Annotated in this window: 17 protein-coding genes; 13 read left to right on the forward strand and 4 right to left on the reverse strand. The window is 69.1% G+C overall.

Translation table 11 applies throughout. From position 1 onward, the window contains the following. Positions 1–196 precede the first annotated feature (196 nt). The 11 genes from IPF36_RS25900 (at position 197) to IPF36_RS25950 (ending at position 14,112) form a co-directional block, all read left to right on the forward strand. Positions 197–1,363 carry a formylglycine-generating enzyme family protein gene (locus IPF36_RS25900; protein WP_255519905.1) on the forward strand — a complete coding sequence of 389 codons (1,167 nt, stop codon included), beginning with the start codon at positions 197–199 and terminating at the stop codon, positions 1,361–1,363. A gap of 37 nt (positions 1,364–1,400) precedes the next feature. After that, complete coding sequence (locus tag IPF36_RS25905) at positions 1,401–2,489, forward strand: HAD family phosphatase (protein WP_195431223.1); 1,089 nt, start codon at positions 1,401–1,403, stop codon at positions 2,487–2,489. Between the two features lie 56 nt (positions 2,490–2,545). Beyond that, a complete protein-coding gene (locus IPF36_RS25910) occupies positions 2,546–4,294 on the forward strand; it encodes an arylsulfatase (RefSeq protein WP_255519901.1) in 1,749 nt (582 codons plus the stop codon). Between the two features lie 58 nt (positions 4,295–4,352). After that, complete coding sequence (locus tag IPF36_RS25915) at positions 4,353–7,001, forward strand: fused MFS/spermidine synthase (RefSeq protein ID WP_195431226.1); 2,649 nt, start codon at positions 4,353–4,355, stop codon at positions 6,999–7,001. Continuing rightward, complete coding sequence (locus IPF36_RS25920; RefSeq protein WP_135705939.1) at positions 6,988–7,965, forward strand: MoxR family ATPase; 978 nt, start codon at positions 6,988–6,990, stop codon at positions 7,963–7,965. The genes IPF36_RS25915 and IPF36_RS25920 overlap by 14 nt, the downstream gene beginning before the upstream one ends. A gap of 16 nt (positions 7,966–7,981) precedes the next feature. Then, positions 7,982–9,010 (forward strand): DUF58 domain-containing protein, encoded by a 1,029-nt coding sequence (locus IPF36_RS25925; protein WP_195431229.1) that lies wholly within the window; start codon positions 7,982–7,984, stop codon positions 9,008–9,010. After that, entirely contained in the window at positions 9,007–9,552 is a 546-nt protein-coding gene (locus IPF36_RS25930; RefSeq protein WP_195431232.1) for a DUF4381 domain-containing protein, read from the forward strand. Before IPF36_RS25925 ends, IPF36_RS25930 begins: the two co-directional genes overlap by 4 nt. Further along, entirely contained in the window at positions 9,539–10,561 is a 1,023-nt protein-coding gene (locus IPF36_RS25935) for a VWA domain-containing protein (protein ID WP_195431235.1), read from the forward strand. Before IPF36_RS25930 ends, IPF36_RS25935 begins: the two co-directional genes overlap by 14 nt. Further along, the gene (locus tag IPF36_RS25940) at positions 10,561–12,198 is read left to right on the forward strand and encodes a VWA domain-containing protein (RefSeq protein WP_195431238.1); all 1,638 of its coding nucleotides are present in this window, start codon (positions 10,561–10,563) and stop codon (positions 12,196–12,198) included. The genes IPF36_RS25935 and IPF36_RS25940 overlap by 1 nt, the downstream gene beginning before the upstream one ends. After that, positions 12,195–13,547, forward strand: coding sequence for a BatD family protein (locus IPF36_RS25945; RefSeq protein WP_195431241.1), 1,353 nt, complete (start codon positions 12,195–12,197; stop codon positions 13,545–13,547). Before IPF36_RS25940 ends, IPF36_RS25945 begins: the two co-directional genes overlap by 4 nt. 121 nt (positions 13,548–13,668) lie before the next feature. Continuing rightward, complete coding sequence (locus tag IPF36_RS25950) at positions 13,669–14,112, forward strand: thioesterase family protein (RefSeq protein WP_133092349.1); 444 nt, start codon at positions 13,669–13,671, stop codon at positions 14,110–14,112. Positions 14,113–14,157: 45 nt separating this feature from the next. Here IPF36_RS25950 and IPF36_RS25955 read toward each other — a convergent pair whose 3' ends face one another. Together IPF36_RS25955 and IPF36_RS25960 are read right to left on the reverse strand one after the other, a co-directional pair. Further along, entirely contained in the window at positions 14,158–15,057 is a 900-nt protein-coding gene (locus IPF36_RS25955; protein WP_133092348.1) for a recombination-associated protein RdgC, read from the reverse strand. Positions 15,058–15,163: 106 nt separating this feature from the next. Next, on the reverse strand, positions 15,164–15,742 hold the full coding sequence (locus IPF36_RS25960) for a YSC84-related protein (protein WP_133092347.1): 579 nt from the start codon (positions 15,740–15,742) through the stop codon (positions 15,164–15,166). Between the two features lie 188 nt (positions 15,743–15,930). Between IPF36_RS25960 and IPF36_RS25965 the strand changes: the two genes are divergently transcribed. Then, positions 15,931–16,353, forward strand: coding sequence for a hypothetical protein (locus tag IPF36_RS25965; RefSeq protein WP_135705932.1), 423 nt, complete (start codon positions 15,931–15,933; stop codon positions 16,351–16,353). Between the two features lie 19 nt (positions 16,354–16,372). Here IPF36_RS25965 and IPF36_RS25970 read toward each other — a convergent pair whose 3' ends face one another. Together IPF36_RS25970 and IPF36_RS25975 are read right to left on the reverse strand one after the other, a co-directional pair. Beyond that, a complete protein-coding gene (locus IPF36_RS25970) occupies positions 16,373–17,206 on the reverse strand; it encodes an aldo/keto reductase (RefSeq protein ID WP_135705931.1) in 834 nt (277 codons plus the stop codon). A 164-nt stretch (positions 17,207–17,370) separates the two neighbouring features. Next, positions 17,371–17,763 (reverse strand): 4-oxalocrotonate tautomerase family protein, encoded by a 393-nt coding sequence (locus tag IPF36_RS25975; protein ID WP_135705930.1) that lies wholly within the window; start codon positions 17,761–17,763, stop codon positions 17,371–17,373. Positions 17,764–17,916: 153 nt separating this feature from the next. Between IPF36_RS25975 and IPF36_RS25980 the strand changes: the two genes are divergently transcribed. Further along, positions 17,917–18,798: a LysR family transcriptional regulator gene (locus tag IPF36_RS25980; protein WP_195431244.1), complete on the forward strand. Its 882-nt coding sequence runs from the start codon at positions 17,917–17,919 to the stop codon at positions 18,796–18,798. Positions 18,799–18,909 lie beyond the last annotated feature (111 nt).

Raw genomic sequence — 18,909 nt, forward strand, 5'->3', positions numbered from 1 at the left:
TCTGTGACGATACCCGCAGGTGCGCTATTGCACCTTTTTGTCTTTTGGCGGAGGACGTCCTATGGCAACCGGCAAGCGCAACGGGCTTCATTCGCAGGCCCCGGCGCACGGCGCAGCGCAAGCGCCGCCTGCCTCTGCTGCTGCGGCGCCGCATCGACGCCGCACGTTCCTGATTGCCGTGCTGGCCTGTGCCTGCATGGCGGCAGGCGCGGGCGGCAGCTGGTGGTACGCGCAGTCGCTCTCCGGCAAGGCGCCCGGGGTGGTAGAAGGCGACGGCAAGAGCGGTCCGCTCGGCATGGTCCGCATACCCGGCGGCGAATTCCTGATGGGCAGCGACAGCAAAATGGCGCAGGCCAACGAGAAGCCGGCGCACAAGGTGCGCGTGCATGCGTTCTGGATGGACAAGCACCACGTCACCAACGGCGAGTTCCGCAAGTTCGTCGAGGCCACGGGGTACGTCACCACGGCGGAGCGGGTGCCGGACTGGGAGACCCTGAAGGTACAGCTGCCCCCTGGCACGCCGCGTCCGCCCGACAGCGCGATGGTGGCCGGCGGCATGGTCTTTGTCGGCACGCCGCGTCCGGTGCCGCTGCGGGACTATTCGCGCTGGTGGCGCTATGTGCCCGGCGCCGACTGGCGTCATCCGGGAGGTCCCGGTACCTCGATCGAAGGCAAGGACGACCATCCGGTGGTGCAGGTGTCGTACGAAGACGCCCAGGCCTATGCCAAATGGGTCGGCAAGCGCCTGCCTACCGAGGCCGAGTGGGAATTTGCCGCGCGTGGCGGGCTGGAGCAGGCCACCTACGCATGGGGCGACCAGTTCGCGCCCGCCGGCAAGCAGATGGCCAACGTCTGGCAGGGCCAGCAGAACCAGCCGTTCCCGGTTGTTAGCCCGGCAGTCAGCCCGGCAGTGAGCCAGGTAGTCAGCCCGAAGGCCGGTGGCGCGCTGGGCACCAGACCGGTCGGCACGTTCCCGCCCAACGGCTACGGACTGTCCGACATGACCGGCAATGCCTGGCAATGGGTCGCCGACTGGTACCGCGCCGACCAGTTCCGGCGCGAAGCCGGCAAGGCGCAGCCGATCGAGAACCCGGCCGGCCCCCTGGCCTCATGGGATCCCAGCGAGCCTGGCGTACCGGTCAACGCGCCCAAGCGCGTGACGCGCGGCGGCTCGTTCCTGTGCAACGAAGACTACTGCCTGAGCTACCGCCCCAGCGCTCGGCGCGGGACGGATCCTTTCAACAGCATGTCGCACCTTGGCTTCCGGCTCGTGATGGACGACAGCCGCTGGGCCGAAATGCGCCGCAACGCGCCCCATCTGCCGCTGGCGATGGGCGGACAGCCGCAGCCGGCGTCACGCTGATGCCGGAGCGGTGCGATACGACACAGGAGCAAGTGCCATGAGCATGCCTGCCAACAGCGCCTTGCGCGCAAGCGCATCGCGCAAGACGATCGCGGCACTGTGCGCCGCGCTGGCGCTTGCGGGCCTGCAGCTTTCCGGCTGTACCGCGCCCGCCGGACCCGCGGCCCCCGCGGCACAGGCCACTGCCGCCCAGGCCCAGCCCGCCGAACAAGCCCTGCCATCGTGGCGCGACGGCGCCGCGCGTCAGGCGCTGCTCAAGTTCGTGGCCGACGTGACGCGCCCGGGCTCGCCCACCTTCGTGCCACCCGAGGCGCGCGTGGCGGTGTTCGACAACGACGGCACGCTGTGGAGCGAGCAGCCGCTGTACTTCCAGTTCTTCTTCCTGCTCGACCAGGTCAGGGCCGCCGCGCCGCAGCATCCTGAGTGGCGCAACAATGCCGCGTTCAAGGCGCTGATGGCCAACGACATGAACGCGCTGATGGCAAACCAGAAGCAGCTGCTCGGCTTGATCGCCACTGCCAACAGCGGCATGAGCGTGGACGAGTACGACCGCACCATCCGCGACTGGCTGTCCAGGGCGCGCCATCCCAGGTTCAAGCGGCCCTATACCGAGCTGGTCTACCAGCCGCAGCTGGAACTGCTGTCCTACCTGCGCGCTAACGGCTTCAAGACCTACATCGTCTCCGGCGGCACCATCGATTTCATGCGGCCGTGGAGCCAGCAGGTCTATGGCATCCCGCCCGAGCAGGTGATCGGCTCGTCGCAGGCGGTGCGCTACATGGTGCGCGACGGCAAGCCGGTGCTGGTGCGCGATCCCAAGCTCGACTTTATCGATGACGGCCCCGGCAAGCCGGTCGGCATCTACCGCCATATCGGCCGCCGGCCCATCCTCGCCGTCGGCAATTCCGACGGCGACCTGCAAATGCTCGAGTACACCGCCGGCGGCGACGGTCCGCGCATGGCGGTGCTGGTGCATCACGACGACGCCGAGCGGGAGTTCGCCTACGACCGCCAGTCCAAGGTGGGCAAGCTGGACAAGGCGCTGGATGCGGCGCGCTCGCGAGGCTGGACCGTGGTCAGCATGAAGCAGGACTGGCAGCAGATTTATCCGGCCGGCAAGCCATGAGCACGATGCGAGCAGCAGTGAACCGACCGTAACGGGTCAATGAACGGAGGCGGAACATGCACCGAGATGAAGAAGGCATAGGGAAAGGGCGGGGCTCCAGGCTGGTGATGCTGGCCATGGCCGCCGCCGTGTTTGCGATTGCGGGCTGCGGCAAGAAGGAGACGCCGCCCAAGGAACAGCAGCCGGCGGCGCAGGCGCCCACGGCGGCGCCAGTAGCGGCCGAGCCAGCGCCGGCCAAGGAGAATCCGCCGGTGGCGGCCAACGCGCCGGTTGCCGCAGCTTCGGCGCCCGCGCTGGCGGCCACCGCGCCGTCCGGCAAGAAGCCGAACATCCTCGTCATCTTCGGCGATGACGTCGGGCAGACCAACATCAGCGCCTACAGCCACGGTGTGGTGGGCTATCGCACGCCCAATATCGACCGGATCGCGAACGAAGGCATGATGCTCACCGACTACTACGGCGAGAACAGTTGCACGGCGGGCCGCTCCACCTTCATCACCGGCGAGGTCGGGCTGCGCACGGGCCTGCTGAAGGTGGGTATTCCGGGCGCGCCGGTCGGCCTGCAAGCGCAGAACGTGACAATTGCCCAGGCGCTCAAACCGCTTGGCTATGCGACCGGGCAGTTCGGCAAGAACCACCTGGGCGACCGCAACGAGTACCTGCCGACCGCGCACGGCTTCGACGAGTTCTTCGGCAACCTGTACCACCTCAATGCGGAAGAGGAGCCTGAGCGTCCGTACTACCCGAAGAACGACACGGCCTGGGTCAAGGCGAATGGGCCGCGCGGCGTCCTCCACTCCTACGCCGACGGCAAGGTGGAAGATACCGGTCCGCTGAACCGCAAGCGCATGGAGACCATCGACGACGAAACCACGGCGGCGGCGATCGGCTTCATGGAGAAGCAGGTGAAGGCGGACAAGCCGTTCTTCGTGTGGATGAACACCACGCGCATGCACGCGTTCACGCACGTGCGCGAGTCGATGCGCGGACAGAGCGGCATGCCTGGCAATGAGTACGCGGACGGTATGCTCGAACACGACGGCGACATCGGCAAGCTGCTCAAGTCGCTCGACGACCTGAAGGTTGCCGACAACACCATCGTTGTCTACACGACCGACAACGGACCCAACCAGTGGTCCTGGCCGGACGCGGCAACCACGCCGTTCCGCAGCGAGAAGGACACCAACTGGGAAGGGGCATTCCGCGTGCCGGCACTGGTACGCTGGCCGGGCAAGATCAAGCCTGGCACGGTGTCCACGACCATGATGTCCGGTCTCGACTGGTTCCCGACGCTGCTTGCGGCCGCCGGCGATGCCGACATCAAGGACCGGCTGCTCAAGGGCGCCAGCATTGGCGGAAAGTCCTTCAAGGTCCACCTGGATGGCTATAACTTCCTGCCGTACCTGACCGGCCAGACCAATGCCGGGCCCCGCCAGGACTTCTTCTACTTCAACGATGACGGCGTACTGGTGGCAATGCGCCACAACGACTGGAAGTTCGTGTTCTGCGAGCAGCGTCACCCGGGCGGCTTCGAAGTCTGGGCCAACCCCTTTACCTGCCTGCGCGTGCCAAAGGTGTTCAACCTGCGCATGGATCCGTATGAACGGGCGGATATCGTCTCCGATCAGTACTATGACTGGACGGCGAAGAATGCCTATATGGTCAGCTATGCATCGTCACGGGTGGCGCCGTTCCTCCAGACGTTCAAGGACTACCCGCCCAGCCAGCGCCCGGCGAGCTTCACCATCGACCAGATGACCGAGGCGGTGATGAAGTCCCTCGACAAGGGGGCAGCCGGGAAGTAATTCCAGTGGCAATGGTTGGCCGGGTCATCCCGGCCAACCTCTTCACCAGGATCGCACCATGAGAGAAGCGCATGCCGGCGCCAACGCCGGCAAGCAGCAAGCGCGGCACAGTTCTGACAAGCTGCGGCGTGCGGGAGGCGCCGCCTTGCAGGCAGGGCAGGGTCAACTGGCGCATCACGGCGCCATGCTGACACCTGCCCTGCTGCTTTTCGTGTCCGGTGCGGCCGGACTGATCTACCAGATTCTCTGGATAAAGCAGCTCGCGCTCGTGGTCGGCGTGGATGTGCACGCCGTCACCACCGCCGTGGGCGCATTCTTTGCCGGGCTCGCACTCGGCGGCTGGTTGTTCGGGCGTGTCGCGGACCGCCATGCGCGGCCGCTGCGGCTGTATGCGTGGCTCGAAATCGCCGTGCTGGTGCTGGCCATTGGCGCCACGCTGGCGCTGGCGCGCTCCGTCGCGCCGTTCGCATGGCTGGAGAGCCGCGCCGGGCTGCTGGCCTGGGCGTTGCCGTTCGTGCTGGTGATCGTGCCGGCGGCAGCCATGGGCGGCACGCTGCCGGTGCTGATGCGCGTGCTGGCGTCGCGCCCCGGCTACATCGGCACACATGGCGGACGCCTGTATGCCGCCAACACCGCGGGCGCCATTGCCGGCACGCTGCTGGCGGGCTTCGTGCTGATCCCGTGGCTCGGCATCACCGGCAGCGCGCTGGCCGCGGCCACGCTCAACGGTCTCGCCGCGGTCGCCGCGCTGGCCCTGGCTTCGCGCACCGTGCCTGCGCAGGAACCGGCCGCCACCGCTGCCACGCCAGCATCCGCAGGGCGCGTGCGCGATGCGGACGACGGGCGGCTGGCGCTGGTGCTTTATGCCGCCGCGGGCGGCATCGCGCTCGGCTATGAAGTGGTGTGGTCGCAGGCCATCGTGCAGTTCATCAGCACGCGCACCTTTGCCTTCACGGTGGTGCTGGCGACTTATCTTGCGGGCCTTGCCATCGGCAGCGCGCTGGCCGCGCGGCGGGCCGATCGGGCGCGCGACCCGTGGGGCGCATTCGCGATGCTGATCGCCGCCGCAGGGCTGGTGGCGCTGCTCGAAATCGTGGTGCTTGGCGAATGGCTGCTGCAGGCGCAGGCTGGGGTGTCGGCCTGGGTGCAATCGGCCACGTCGAGCGGCCTGGCGGCCGCCTGCGCGAGTTTCGCGGTGGCGGCGCTGTGCGTGGTGTTCGTGCCTACGCTGCTGCTGGGCGCGGCGTTCCCGTTCGTGCTGCGAGTGGGCGTGGACAACCACCGGCTCGGCGCCGGCGTGGGCGCGGTGGTCGCGCTCAACACGCTGGGCGGCATCGTCGGCACGGCGGTGGCGGGGTTTGTCCTGGTGCCGCGCATCGGCCTGGTCCATACGCTGTCGCTGCTGGCCGTGGGCGCCGGCATGGTCGGCATCGTTGCGGTCGCGCTCGGCTCGGGTGTGCGCAAGCTGGCGCGCTGGTCGGTGCCGATGGTGGCGGTGCTTGCGGTGATTGCCGCGGCGCTCGCGCCCGCGGACCGGCTCGCCACGCTGCTGGCGCGCGCACGTGGCGGCGAGATCGTGTTTTACGAGGAAGGCCGCGGCGCCACCGTGGCGGTGGTGAAGCAGTCGTCGCCGAGCCACACATTCAACCGCCTCTATATCCAGGGCGTGTCCAATTCCGGCGACACCATGACGTCGCTGCGCTACATGCGATTGCAGGCGCTGCTGCCGCTGATCGTGCATGGCGGCACGCCGCGCTCGGCGCTGGTGATCGGCCTCGGCACCGGCATCACGGCTGGCGCCACGCTGCCGTATCCGGGCCTGGAACAGCGCGTGGTGGCCGAACTGCTGCCGCCGGTCCTGCGTGCTGTGCCGCAGTTCCAGGGCAACTTCGGCGTGGCCGGGGACAAGCGCGTGGAGATCCGCCTGCGTGACGGCCGGCGCGAACTGTTGCAGAGCGAGCAACGCTACGACCTGATCACGCTGGAACCGCCGCCGCCTTCGGCCGCGGGCGTGGTCAACCTGTACTCGACCGATTTCTATCGCCTCGCCGCGGCACGGCTGCAACCGGGCGGACTGGTCGCGCAATGGCTGCCGTTGCCCACGCAGAACGATGAAGACACGCGCTCGCTGGTGCGTAGCTTCCTCGACGTGTTCCCGCACGCGACGCTGTGGACCACGGAGCTGCACGAGATGATGCTGGTCGGTTCGCCGTCGCCGATCACACTCGATGCAGTGCGCATCCGCCAGCGCTTTGCGGAGCCCGAAGTCGCGTCGGCGCTGCGCGCGGTGGGCGTGGCGTCGCCGGCAGCGCTGCTGGCGACCTGGGTGACGGACCGCGCGGGCCTGGAGCGCTATGCCGGCGATGCGCCCGCCGTGACCGACGACCGCCCGCGCATCGAATACGCTACCTGGGTGCGGCGCGCCGAGTTCCCGCAGGTCCTGCAGCGCCTGCTGACGCTGCAGACCGAGCCGACGGTGACGGGTGCCGATGCCGGGCTGATCGCCGACATCGGGCGCGAACGCGAAACGCTGCACACTTTCTACACTGCCGGCCTCGACGCCTATTACGGCGACCGCGACGCGTGGGCGCTGCATATGCAGCAAGTCATGCGTGCCGATCCCGACAACCCTTACTACGCCTGGTTCGGAGGTGGCCGCCGAACGCCCGGGCCGGCGCCATCGAGGAAGCCCCATGAGCACCCGTGACGACGTGCTGGCACTGCAGCAGCGGATGGGCGAAGCCATCGTCGGCCAGCAGCACATGATCGAGCGCATGTTGCTGGGCCTGCTCGCTGACGGCCACCTGCTGGTTGAGGGGCTGCCGGGGCTGGCCAAGACGCGCGCGATCAAGGTGCTGGCGCGGAACCTGGAGGCGAAGCTGTCGCGCATCCAGTTCACACCCGACCTGCTGCCGGCCGATATCACGGGCTCCGAGGTGTACTACGCCGAGGGCGGCAAGGGCGAGTTCCGTTTCCAGCCCGGGCCGATCTTCGCCAACCTGGTGCTCGCCGACGAGGTCAACCGCTCGCCGGCCAAGGTGCAGGCGGCGCTGCTCGAAGCCATGGAAGAGCGCCAGGTCACCGTCGGCGGCGTCACCCACAAGCTTGATCCGTTGTTCCTTGTCATGGCTACGCAGAACCCGATCGAGCAGGAAGGCACCTACCCGCTGCCCGAAGCGCAGATGGACCGCTTCCTGATGCACGTGAACGTGACCTATCCCGAGGCCGACGCCGAGGCGCAGATCGTGGCGCTGGCGCGCGCCGAGGAGTCCGGGGCCGCCCCGGGCGCGCAGTCGGCCGCCGCGCAGAAGCTGGCGCCTGAAGTCATCTTCGCCGCGCGGGCCGAGATCCACGGCATCCACGTGAGCGAAGCGGTCGCGCGCTACATGGTGGCGCTCGTGCATGCCACGCGCGAACCCAAGGCCGTCGACGACGAGCTGGACCGCTGGATCCAGGTCGGCGCGAGCCCGCGCGGCTCGATCGGGCTGGACAAGGTGGCGCGCGCCCATGCCTGGCTGCGCGGTCACGACTTCGTCTCGCCCGAGGATGTGCAAGCCGTCGTGCACGAGGTCTTCCGCCACCGCCTGATCCTGTCGTACGAGGCGCACGCGGCCGGTGTCAGCGCCGATGCCGTGATCGACCGCCTGGTGCGGCAGGTGGCCGTGGCCTGACGCGGCGGGCGGCGCCATGCGTTCCCACCTTGCCTCGCTCGGCCGCTCGCCGGTGCCCGCCGGGGAGGGGCCTGCTTCGCGCGCGCAGCCTGGTGTCTGCGTCGATGCCGCGGCGCTGGCGGCGCTCGAAGTTGCCGCGCGCGATTTCCATTTCCTGCCGCGGCAGCCCGTGCACAGCGTGCTGGCCGGCCGGCATGCCTCCAGGGTGCGCGGGCGCGGCCTGACCTTCGAGGAGGTGCGCGGCTACCTGCCCGGCGACGATATCCGCAGCATGGACTGGCGCGTCACGGCGCGCACCGGCAAGCCGCACGTACGCGTGTACAGCGAGGAAAAGGACCGGCCGGTGCTGCTGCTGGTGGACCAGCGCATCAACATGTTCTTCGGCAGCCGCCGCGCGATGAAGTCCGTGGTCGCGGCCGAGGCCGCAGCGCTGGCCGCGTGGCGCGTGCTGTCCGAGGGCGACCGTGTCGGCGGCCTCGTGTTCGGCGACGGTGAATGCACCGAGCTCGCGCCGCGCCGCAGCCGCCAGGCGGTGGAGCACATGCTCGGCGAGATCGCGCGCCATAACCAGGCGCTGCGCGCCGATGCCCCCGCGGGGCGCGGCGCCGGCCAGCTCAATGCCGCGCTCGAGCGCGCGGCGCGGCTCGCGCGGCATGACCACCTCGTCATCGTCATCAGCGACTTCGACGGCCATGACGCGGCCACGCGCGACCTGATGCTGTCGATGAGCGCCCGCAACGACCTGCTGACGATGCTGGTCTATGACCCGTTCCTGCTCGAACTGCCGGACTCCGGCCACCTTGTCGTCAGCGACGGCGAGCTGCAGGTCGAGCTGGGATTCGGCCACGCGTCGACACGCAAGGGCATTGCCGAATTCGTCGATGCGCAGAGCCGCGACCTGCTGGGCTGGCACCGCGCCATCGGCGTGCCGCTGCTGCCGCTGTCGGCTGCGGAGGAAACGCCGCTGCAACTGCGCCGCCTGCTCGGGCAGGCGCTGCCGCAAGGCCAGGGAACGCTGCGCGCCCGGCAGGGAGGGCGGCCATGAGCGACCTGGTGCACAGCACGGCCGCGCCCGACAGCGCCACGATTGCCGGCGATCTCCTGCATATGGCCGAGGTGGTCGTGCCGCCGCCGCCGTCATGGCGGCCGCAGACCATCGGCTGGCCGGTGGCCGGCGCGATCGTGCTGGCGCTGCTGGCCTTCGCGGCCTGGCGCTGGTGGCGCCACTTCCGCGCCAACCGCTACCGCCGCGAAGCACTGGCCGAGCTGGCACGGTTGCGCGCGGGCATGTCCGCGTCGCCGCAGGCTCGCGCGCACGCGCTGGTTGCCATGGCGGAGCTGCTCAAGCGCACCGCGCTGGCGGCGTGGCCGCGCACAGAGGTGGCGAGCTTGGCCGGCGCCGAGTGGGCGCGGTTCCTGCAAGCCTATGCGGGCAAGGCCGGCGCGGCGGCACCGGTGCTCGCGACGCTGGTCAATGACGCGCAGTACCGCGATGCGGCCGCGCTGGCGCAATGGCCCGACAGCCAGGTGACGGCAACCGCCGCGGCCTGCCAGCAATGGATCGCCGGCCACCATGTACCAGTTTGAATACCCGTGGCTCTTCGTGCTGCTGCCGCTGCCTTTGCTGCTGTGGTGGCTGTTGCCGCCGTATCGCGAGGAAAGCCCGTCGGTGCGGCTGCCGTTTTTCGGCGAGGTGGCCAGCGCCGTGGGGCTGAAGCCGGCGCCGGGCGCGGTCGTGCCGCGCAGCAACTGGCTGCAGCGCATCCTGGCGCCGCTCGCATGGGCGCTGCTGGTGACCGCGCTGGCGCGCCCGCAGTTCCTGGAGGCGCCGATCGAGAAGGTGCAGCCGGCGCGCGACCTGCTGCTCGCGCTGGACCTGTCGCAGTCAATGGATACGCAGGACTTCCGCGATCCGGCCGGCGCGCTGATTCCGCGCGTGCAGGCGGTGCGCGAGGTAGTCAGCAGTTTCGTGGCGCGCCGGCCCGGCGACCGCGTCGGCCTGATCGTCTTCGGCGACGCGCCGTACCCGCTGGCGCCGTTCACGCTGGACCACGCGCTGGTGCAGGCCATGATCCATGACCTGCTGCCGGGCATGGCCGGGCCCAGCACGGCGTTCGGCGATGCCATCGGCCTTGGCATCAAGATGTTCGACCAGAGCCAGGCGCCCGAGAAGGTGCTGATCGTGCTGACCGACGGCAACGACACCGCCAGCAAGATGCCGCCCGAACGCGCCGCGGAGGTCGCCAGGCAGCGGCACGTGATCGTGCATACGATCGGCATCGGCGATCCTTCCGCCGAGGGCGAGCAGCGCGTCGATCTGGGCGTGCTGCAGCGCATCGCCGCGCAGACGGGTGGACGCTATTTCTTCGGTGCCGACCAAAAGGGACTCGAAAGCATCTACGCAACGCTCGACCGCATTACGCCGCACAACCACAAGACGCTGTCGTGGCGGCCGCGGCGCGAGCTGTTCATGTGGCCGCTCGGCGCGGCGGTTGGCATGGTGCTGGCGTACCAGCTCATCATGGCGGCGTGGTCTGCATGGCTTGCGCGTCCGCGCCGGCGTGGCGCGCCGCAGCCGGCGGCGCAGGAGTCGTGATGCAGGCGCTCGCGGATTTCCATTTCCTGCGCCCGTGGTGGCTGCTGGCGCTGGTCCCGGCGGTGCTGCTGGTGTGGGCCGTGCGCCGCCGTGGCGATGTGCGGCGGCGCTGGCGCGATGCGATTGCTCCGCACCTGCTGGACGCGTTGATGGTCGGCGAGCGGCGCCGGCTGGCCATCCGTCCCGTGCACCTGACTGCGCTGCTGCTTGCGCTCGGCGCCATTGCGCTGGCCGGTCCCGCGTGGGAGCGCGAGCGCCCGCCGTTTCTCGACGACAAGGCGCCGCTGGCGATCGCCATCGACCTGTCGCCGACCATGGATGCCATCGACGTGACGCCCACGCGGCTCGAGCGCGCGAAGCTCAAGGTCAAGGCGCTGCTGGCGCGCCGCGACGGCGGACGCACCGCTATCTGGGCCTACGCCGGCTCCACGCACCTGGTGCTGCCGCTGACCGACGACGCCATGCTGCTGCAGACTTTCGTCGATGCGCTGCAGACCCGTATCATGCCGGCGCCCGGCAGGGACACCGCACTTGCGCTGCGCACCATCGACGCGGCGCTCGCGCACGAGGAGGTGCCTGGCACCATCCTGTTCCTGACCGACGGCGTGGAAACCGCCGCCGTGCGCGCGTTCAAGACCCGGGCAGGCAGCGGGCGCAGCCAGCCGGTGGTGCTGGCGATCGGCACCGAACGCGGCGGCCCGCTGCGCAGCGGCACCGACGGCTTTGTCGAGAAGGACGGCGTGCGCGTGTTCGCGCGCATGGACACGGCCGCGCTCAAGCGCTTTGGCGACGACACCGGCGTGCCGGTCGCCACGTTCACGCCCGACAGCGACGACGACGTCGCCTGGGTGCAGCGCCATGTGCAGTCGCACCTCGCGCAGAAGCAGTCGGCGGACAACACGCGCTGGAAGGATGAGGGCTGGTGGCTGACGGTTCCCATCGCACTGTTCGGCGTGCTGTGGTTCCGCAAGGGCTGGACCGTGCGCTGGATCACCGGCGTGCTGCTTGCCGTGGCGCTGGCGGCGCCGCAGCAGGCGCTGCGCGCGCAGGCGCCGGCGCCCGGTGCCGAAGCGCCACGCGCGTCGCGCTTTGTCGACCTGTGGCTCACGCATGACCAGCAGGGCCGCCGGGCCTTCGAGCGCGGCGATTTTGCCGCCGCCGCCGCGCTGTTCGACGACCCCATGTGGCGCGGCGTGGCGCAGTACCGCGCCGGGCAGTACGCGCAGGCGGTGCAGAGCTTCGCGCTGATCGATTCGCCCGAGAGCGACTTCAACCAGGGCGATGCGCTGGCACGGATGGGCAAGTACAAGGACGCGGCGGCGCGCTACCGGGAGGCCCTGAAGCGCCGCCCGCAATGGCCCGCGGCAACGGCCAACCTGGCGCTCATGGAGAAGCTGGCCGCGAAGGCGGAAAAGCCGAAGGAAGGCGAGGAGCCGCCCGACATCAAGCCCGACGAAGTGAAGTACGACAGCGAGTCCAGGCCGCCCGAAGGCGAGGGCAAGAAGCTGGAGATGGGCGCGGTCGAAAGCGCGGAGACCTGGATGCGCGCGATCCAGACCACGCCGACCGAACTGCTGCAACGCAAGTTCGCGCTGCAGCAGGGCCAGGCGCAGCCGGGCGCCGGAGCCAAACCATGACGCGCGCGGGTCGGGGCTTCGGCATCTGGCTCGCCGGCCTTGCGCTATGGCTGGCGAGCGCGCTCGCGCTGGCGGCCGATCCCATCGTGCGCGTCGACGTGGCGGCGCGGCAGCCCGTGCTGCCGGGCCAGCAGATCCGCGTCGACGTGACGATACTGGCGCCCAACTTTTTCCTGTCGGCGCCCGTCTTCCCGACACTGCAGGTGCCCGGCGCGATCGTCACCATGCCGGACGACCGCGGCCAGAACACGGTCGAGACCATCGGCGGCGTGAGCTATGCCGGCATCCGGAAGACCTACCTGTTTGCCGCGGAGCAGGGCGGAGATTTCCGGTTGCCGCAGGTCTCCATCGCCTTTACTTATTCCGGCGACGACGGCAAGCCGCGCCAGGGCAGCGTGACGCTGCCGGCCACCACGATCCGTGCCGCGGGCGCAGCCGGCGCGCCGGCCGTTGCCACGCTGCCGGTGGCGCGCCTGAACGTCACGCAGCGCTTCGACCGCCCGGTCAGCGGCCCGCAGGCGCAATTCCAAGCCGGCGACGCGCTGGTGCGCACCATCATCACGTTCGCGCCGCAGACGCAGGCCATGATGATCCGGCCGCCCAAGGTGGAAGCGCCGGCCGGCGTGCGCGTCTTCGCGGGCGATCCGCAACTCAGCGATGCCGCGCACGACAGCGCGGGCAACACGGGCGGCAGCCGCACGGACCGCATCACCTATGTGTTCGAGCACGCCGGGACCTATACGCTGCCGGCGATCAAGGTGGAGTGGTTCGACCCGGTCACGCGCAAGCCCGGCGAATCGGAGGCGCCCGAGGTGAAGGTAGACGTGGCCGGCGCGCCGCACCTTGCAGGATTGTCCCCGACCGGCCCCCACGCCGCGCCGTTGCCCGGGGAGGGCGGGACCGCGTGGCGCCTGTGGCTGTGGGCGGCCGGCGGCGCCCCGGTTTTGCTGCTGGGATGGCTGCTGCTGCATTGGGCACGGCCGCGCGTGGCACGCCTGCGCCGGGCGCTCGCGGCACGGCGCAGCGCCAGGGCGGCCGGCAGCGAGGCGCGGCTCGCGGCGCTGCTGCAGGCCTGCCGCGCGAACGACGCGCCGGCAGCCTATCGCGCCCTTGGCGTGTGGTCGCGCAGCGCGTGGGGCAAGGCACCATCGGAGTGGGCGGCAGGCACCGACGCGGCGCTGGCTTCCGCCGTCGATGGACTCGAACGGCGCCTGTTCGGTGCCGGCACCGGCACGGGGCAATGGAACGGCAGCGAACTGGCGGGCCTGTTGCCGAAGTACGGCCCCGCACACCGGCCTGTCCGGGCGCATCGGGCCACGCCGGCAGCCCTGCCGCCGCTCAATCCCTGAGCCCCGCTGGCGAGCCGGCCGGATCGACTATGATGGGCGCCTCGCCGCCAGCCTGCCCGGAATCGGATGGTCCTTATGCGTGCCTGGCGGAGGCTTCTTGTCCACTTTGCCCGATGCCGCCATGGCCCGCCTTCAACTCGATCTTCCCGACGACCAGTTCTGCTATTCGACCCACCTGACCGTGCGCGTCACCGACATCAACTCGGCCAACCACCTGGCCAACGATTCGATGATCTCGATGATCTCCGAGGCGCGCGCCCGCTTCCTCTATGAGTTCGGCAGCGAGGGAGACAAGGTGGAGGGTCTCGGCATCATCGTCACGGACCTGGCCACCATGTACCGCAACGAAGCGCACGCGCGCGACCAGCTGCTGTTCGAAGTCGGCGTGATGGACTTCAACAAGTACGGCGGCGACATCATCTTCCGCATCACGCGCCCGGCTGACGGCACCCTGATCGCCATGGCCAAGTCCGGCTTCGTGTTCTTCGACTACGTCGGCAAGACCGTGATGCCGATGCCGGCCGGATTTGCCGACCGCTTCCCCAAGGTGAACTGGGTAGCGTAACCGGCGTATCGGTGCGCCGGCGCGCGGCAGCGCGCGCCGCCAGCATCAGCTCTTGCGCTCGCCGCCCAGCGCTTCAGTCAGGTCGCCCAGCAGGCCCGACAGCTCGCCGGCCATCATGGCAAAGTCGGCGTCGAAGCGCTCGTCTTCGTCATGCGTGGTGCCGTCGGCCTGTTCCTTGATCACGTCCAGCGGCGCCACCTTCTTCACCACCAGCCCGTCGGTCAGCACGAACGAGACCCGGTCGTTCCAGGTCATCGCCAGGCGCGTGCAGCGCTTGCCGGCGGCAATGTGCCGGCGCAGGTCTTCAGGATCGAGGGGGTGGCGCACGTAGCGCACCGTGGCCTTGCTTTCGCTGCCGGACTGCAGCTCGATTTCCTGGTCGACGGTGAAGCCGCCCGGCGCGGCGTCGCCGGCCAGCCATTCGGTCATCGCCGCCACCGGCGACTGGTTGACATGCAGGTTGACCAGGGGCAGCGGATCCAGCGCCTTGAATAGCATGCCGCGCACTTCATCGGCCTTGGCCGCGGCAGCGGCGTCGATCGCCAGCCAGCCGTTGTCCGGGTCGATCCACACGCGGGTGTCGCGGCGGATGCTGAAGGCGCGCGGCAGCAGTTCCTCGGTGACCTGCTCCTTCAGTTCCTTCAGCTGCTTGCGGCCCGGCTTGTAGCCTTGCTGCTCCTCGATCTCCGCGGCGCGTGCGCGTGTGACCTGGTTGACCACGGTGGTCGGCAGCAGCTTCTTCTCGGTGCGCAGCGTCAGCAGCATCTGGCGGCCGACGGCGTGGACCAGCTGGCCGTTGTCACGGGGCGAGGCCCAGCCCTGCGTCTGCATTTCGAGGCTGGTGCCGGGGTAGAAGGCGTGCTTCGCCAGGCTGGCTTCGACCTCGTCGGCGCCGGGCGTCCACGGGGCGGAGAAACGATGGACCTGCAGGTTCTTGAACCACATGAGAATTCGGCCAAAGGGACGAATTCTATCCCCTCGCGGCGGATGGCCGCGAAAAACCGCCGCCGCACGACCGTCGGACCGTGCGGCGCAAGCCGGCGCCAGGCGCTTACAGGTCGAGCCGGGTGACCTTGCTGCCTTCGAGGCTCAGGCCTGCCATCAGCCCGGCATTGGTCATCACGAAACCGACGATCGGCTGCTGCGCGGTATTGGTGTCGAGCACGCCGCTGGCGCCGACCGTCGCCAGCGCGACGGTAGCGTCGACACCAGCGGTCCAGCCTGAGCTGCGCACGAATTTGTCGTACGCGTCCTGCGTCAGGAACATCAGGATCACCGACTTGGACTGCGCGCCGATCTGCCAGCCGACCGAGCCGGAGACCAGGCGGTAATAGCCGCGCGTCGCGCCGCCCGAGCGCAGCGCGCCGTCCCCATATTCGCCGCCGACGATAAAGCCTGCCGACAAGGTCTTGGGGAACACCAGGATGCCGCGCGCGCGATTGCCGAGTTCACGCGAGCCGTTGACCGAGCCATACAGGCGCGACAACGTGGCATCGACGCCCGAGTCCAGCTCGCGGCGCCGTGCCGCCTTGTCGGTCGGTGCGTCGGGCTTTGTGGTGGTGCAGGCACCCAGTGCCAGGCTGCCCAGGGCAAGGCCCGCGCTGGCGGTCAGGAAGTTTCGACGTTTCATCTTGTCTCCTTGGGTGTTGTTGTCGTCTCTGAAGCATAGGCGGCAAAAGCACTCGGACAAAAGATCACGTGGTGACGAGTCGTTTCCATTTGTGACGAAGGTAGCCTCGCCCGGGCATTCATGGCAGTTTGTCGGCTCCAGAAATGACTACGCATCCATGCGGCACCGCCGCATCGCATCATCAAGGCATGAAGAAATTACTTACCGCCCTGCCACTGGCCTTGCTCGCCGCGTGCGCTTCCCAGCCCTCGACCGGACCCGCCAGTGAAACTACCAACGCTGCCGCCAGCGCCGCCACCGCCGACAGCAGCGGCTGGCAGGCGCTGCGCGCCAAATACATGGACTGCGTCAAGGAGAAGGCCGACGACAACCTGTCGTCCAAGGGCCAGTCGAAAGACGTGGCGAATGCGGCGCTAGCCGCATGCCAGTCCGACCTGAACGCCATGCACGACTCTTTCCGCAGTTACCTGGACGGTCAGATGTCGTCGGCGCACGGCAAGAACAGCGCCCGCCAGGCGGCGGCGCGCGTCACTGCCGATACCCGCGACAAAGCGCGCAACTACCTGGTGCGCTATGTCGAGAACCAACGCTACGCGTCGCGCGTGAACTGACGCCGCGCCGCGGGCGCGCTCACAGCATCTCCAGCGCCCCCGGCCCGTCCGGAGGCGGGAAGATGCGGTCGAGTTCGGCCAGCTGGGCCGCCGACAACGGGTGCGACAGCGCGCCGATATTCTCCTGCAGGCGCTCGCGCCGGCCGGTCTTGGGGATGGCGATGACGCCGTCCTGCGCCAGCAGCCAGGCCAGCGCCGCCTGCGCCGCGGTCATGCCGTGGTCGCGCGCGAAGCGCTTCAGCCCCGGGTTGCCCAGCAGCCGCGATTGCTCGATCGGCGAGTAGGCCATCACCGGGATGCCGCGCTGGCGCAGCCACGGCAACAGGTCCCATTCGATACCGCGCCGGCCGAGGTTGTACAGCAGCTGGTTGGTGGCCATGCCGTCGCCGCCGGGCGCGTCCCATAGCTCCTGCAGGTCTGCCAGGTCCAGGTTGCTGACGCCCCAGTGGCGGATCTTGCCGTCGCGCTGCAGCGCCTGCATGGCGGCGACGGTCTCTTCCAGCGGCACGCCGCCGCGCCAGTGCAGCAGGTAGAGGTCGATGCGGTCGGTGCGCAGCCGCTGCAGGCTGCGCTCGCACGCCTGCACGGTGCCGCGGCGGCTGGCGTTGAACGGATAGACCTTGCTGACCAGGAAGGCTTCGTCGCGCCGTCCGGCCACGGCCTCGCCGATCATCTCCTCGGACTGGCCCTCGCCATACATCTCGGCGGTATCGATCAGCCGCAGGCCCAGGTCCAGGCCCAGCCTCAGCGTGGCGATCTCTTCGGCGCGCGCGGCGGGCGACTCGCCCATGTTCCACGTTCCCATGCCGAGCGCGGGGATGCGCTCGCCGTCGGGCAGGGTGATCTGTTTCATGCGTCGGATTCCAGGATGGCCGGGTTGGATGCCGGCGGCACCCAACTCACACTAGTTAACAACGCACTAAATGTACAAGCGGCGGGGCCCCCGATTGCTTCAGACCAGTCCGGTCACAAAATACAGCCCAGCGCGATAACGCCGCCCTGCAGGCGACGCGCGCTTCATCCGTGCTGGTGCCGATACTCCTGCGTGCGGCCGCCATAGCCGTACGCCGCCGCGCGGGCATCGATCACATGCACATAGGAAACTGGATGCAGGTTGCCGAGCAGGCCCGCCATGGTCTCGAACACAGCCTGGATGAACTGCGCCTTCTCAGCTTTGGTATTGGTCTCATCGGTGACGCTGATATCGAGATGGAAGGCGTTGCGGCCCTGCTCGGACAGCGGCACGCCGCCGATGATCCAGCTGTCGTGCGGCACGTAGTGGACGGTGATGGCAATCACGTCGCGTTTCTTGCCGAGCACGCTTGCGGTCAGGTCGGCGATGGCGGCGGCGCTGCGGCGGGTGAGGGCGGCATCGGGCTGGCCGGACAGTTGCAGGACGATGTGGGGCATGGCTGGCTCCTGGTTTCGTGGGTGGGTGATGCCATGTTAGGAGCCGGTGTAGTATCGGAAAAGCGGGAATGTCCGATACCATCCATCGGATTTGCCGAAGTAACTGCGGCCGCCTTTGCCACCCTCTGCCAGCCTATGCCGGAGCGTCCCATCATGCGTGGATTCGACACAGACCAGTTGCGCACCTTCGTCACCGTTGCCGACTGCGGCAGCCTGTCCGCCGCCGCGCCCCGGCTGTTCCTGTCGCAATCGTCGGTCAGCGAACAGCTGCGCAAGCTGGAAGAGCGCGCCGGCGTGCCGCTGCTGTCGCGCGGGCGGCACGGCGCGGTGCCGACGCCGGCCGGCGCGCGGCTGCTGGAGCACGCGCGGCGCATCCTCGCGCTGAACGAACTGGCGCTGCAGGAACTGCGCGGACACGCGCTGGAAGGCGACCTGCGGCTTGCCGTCACCGACTACTTCCGCCCGGGCGAAATCGCCGGCATGCTGCGGCGCCTGCGTGAACGCTATCCCTATCTGCGGCTGCACGTGACGGTGATGAAGAGTGCGGCAATCGATGCCGCCGCCGGGATGGATGCCTTCGATATCGGCCTGAGCATGCGCCTGCCGCGCGGCCGCGACACACAGGGCAAGAGCACGCGGGGCACGGTGCTGCGGCGCGAACCGCTGGCCTGGGTGGCGGCCTCCGGCGAGGCCGACGCCTTGCCCGCCACGCTGCCGCTGGTGCTGCTGCCCGACACCTGCTCGCTGCACCAGTTCGTGGTGCAGCAACTGCTGCGCAAGCGCCTGCCCTTCGAGATCGCGCACTCGGCCTCAGGCGTAGCGGGCCTGCATCTCGCGCTCGCGGCCGGGTTGGGGCTGTCCTGCCTGAATGCAGCGGCGATCGGGCCGGGCGTCGCGCCGCTGGACGGCGGCACGGTCGCGCGGCTCGGGTTGCCGCGCCTGCCCGAAGCGGAGTTCTTCCTGCTACCTGCCCGCCGCAACGAATCGCCGTTCATTGCCGAGGTACGCAACGTGCTGGCCGAGCAGTTGGCCTGAGTCGGCTCATCTGAGTCGGCTCATAAGTCAAACACCAGCGTACTGCTCCCGGTCAACGCCGATCTGAAAACAACGCTGCGCGACATTGAATGGGAATAATTCGCAATCTCG

The organism is Cupriavidus sp. IK-TO18 (assembly GCF_015549295.1).
GTDB lineage: Bacteria > Pseudomonadota > Gammaproteobacteria > Burkholderiales > Burkholderiaceae > Cupriavidus > Cupriavidus oxalaticus_A.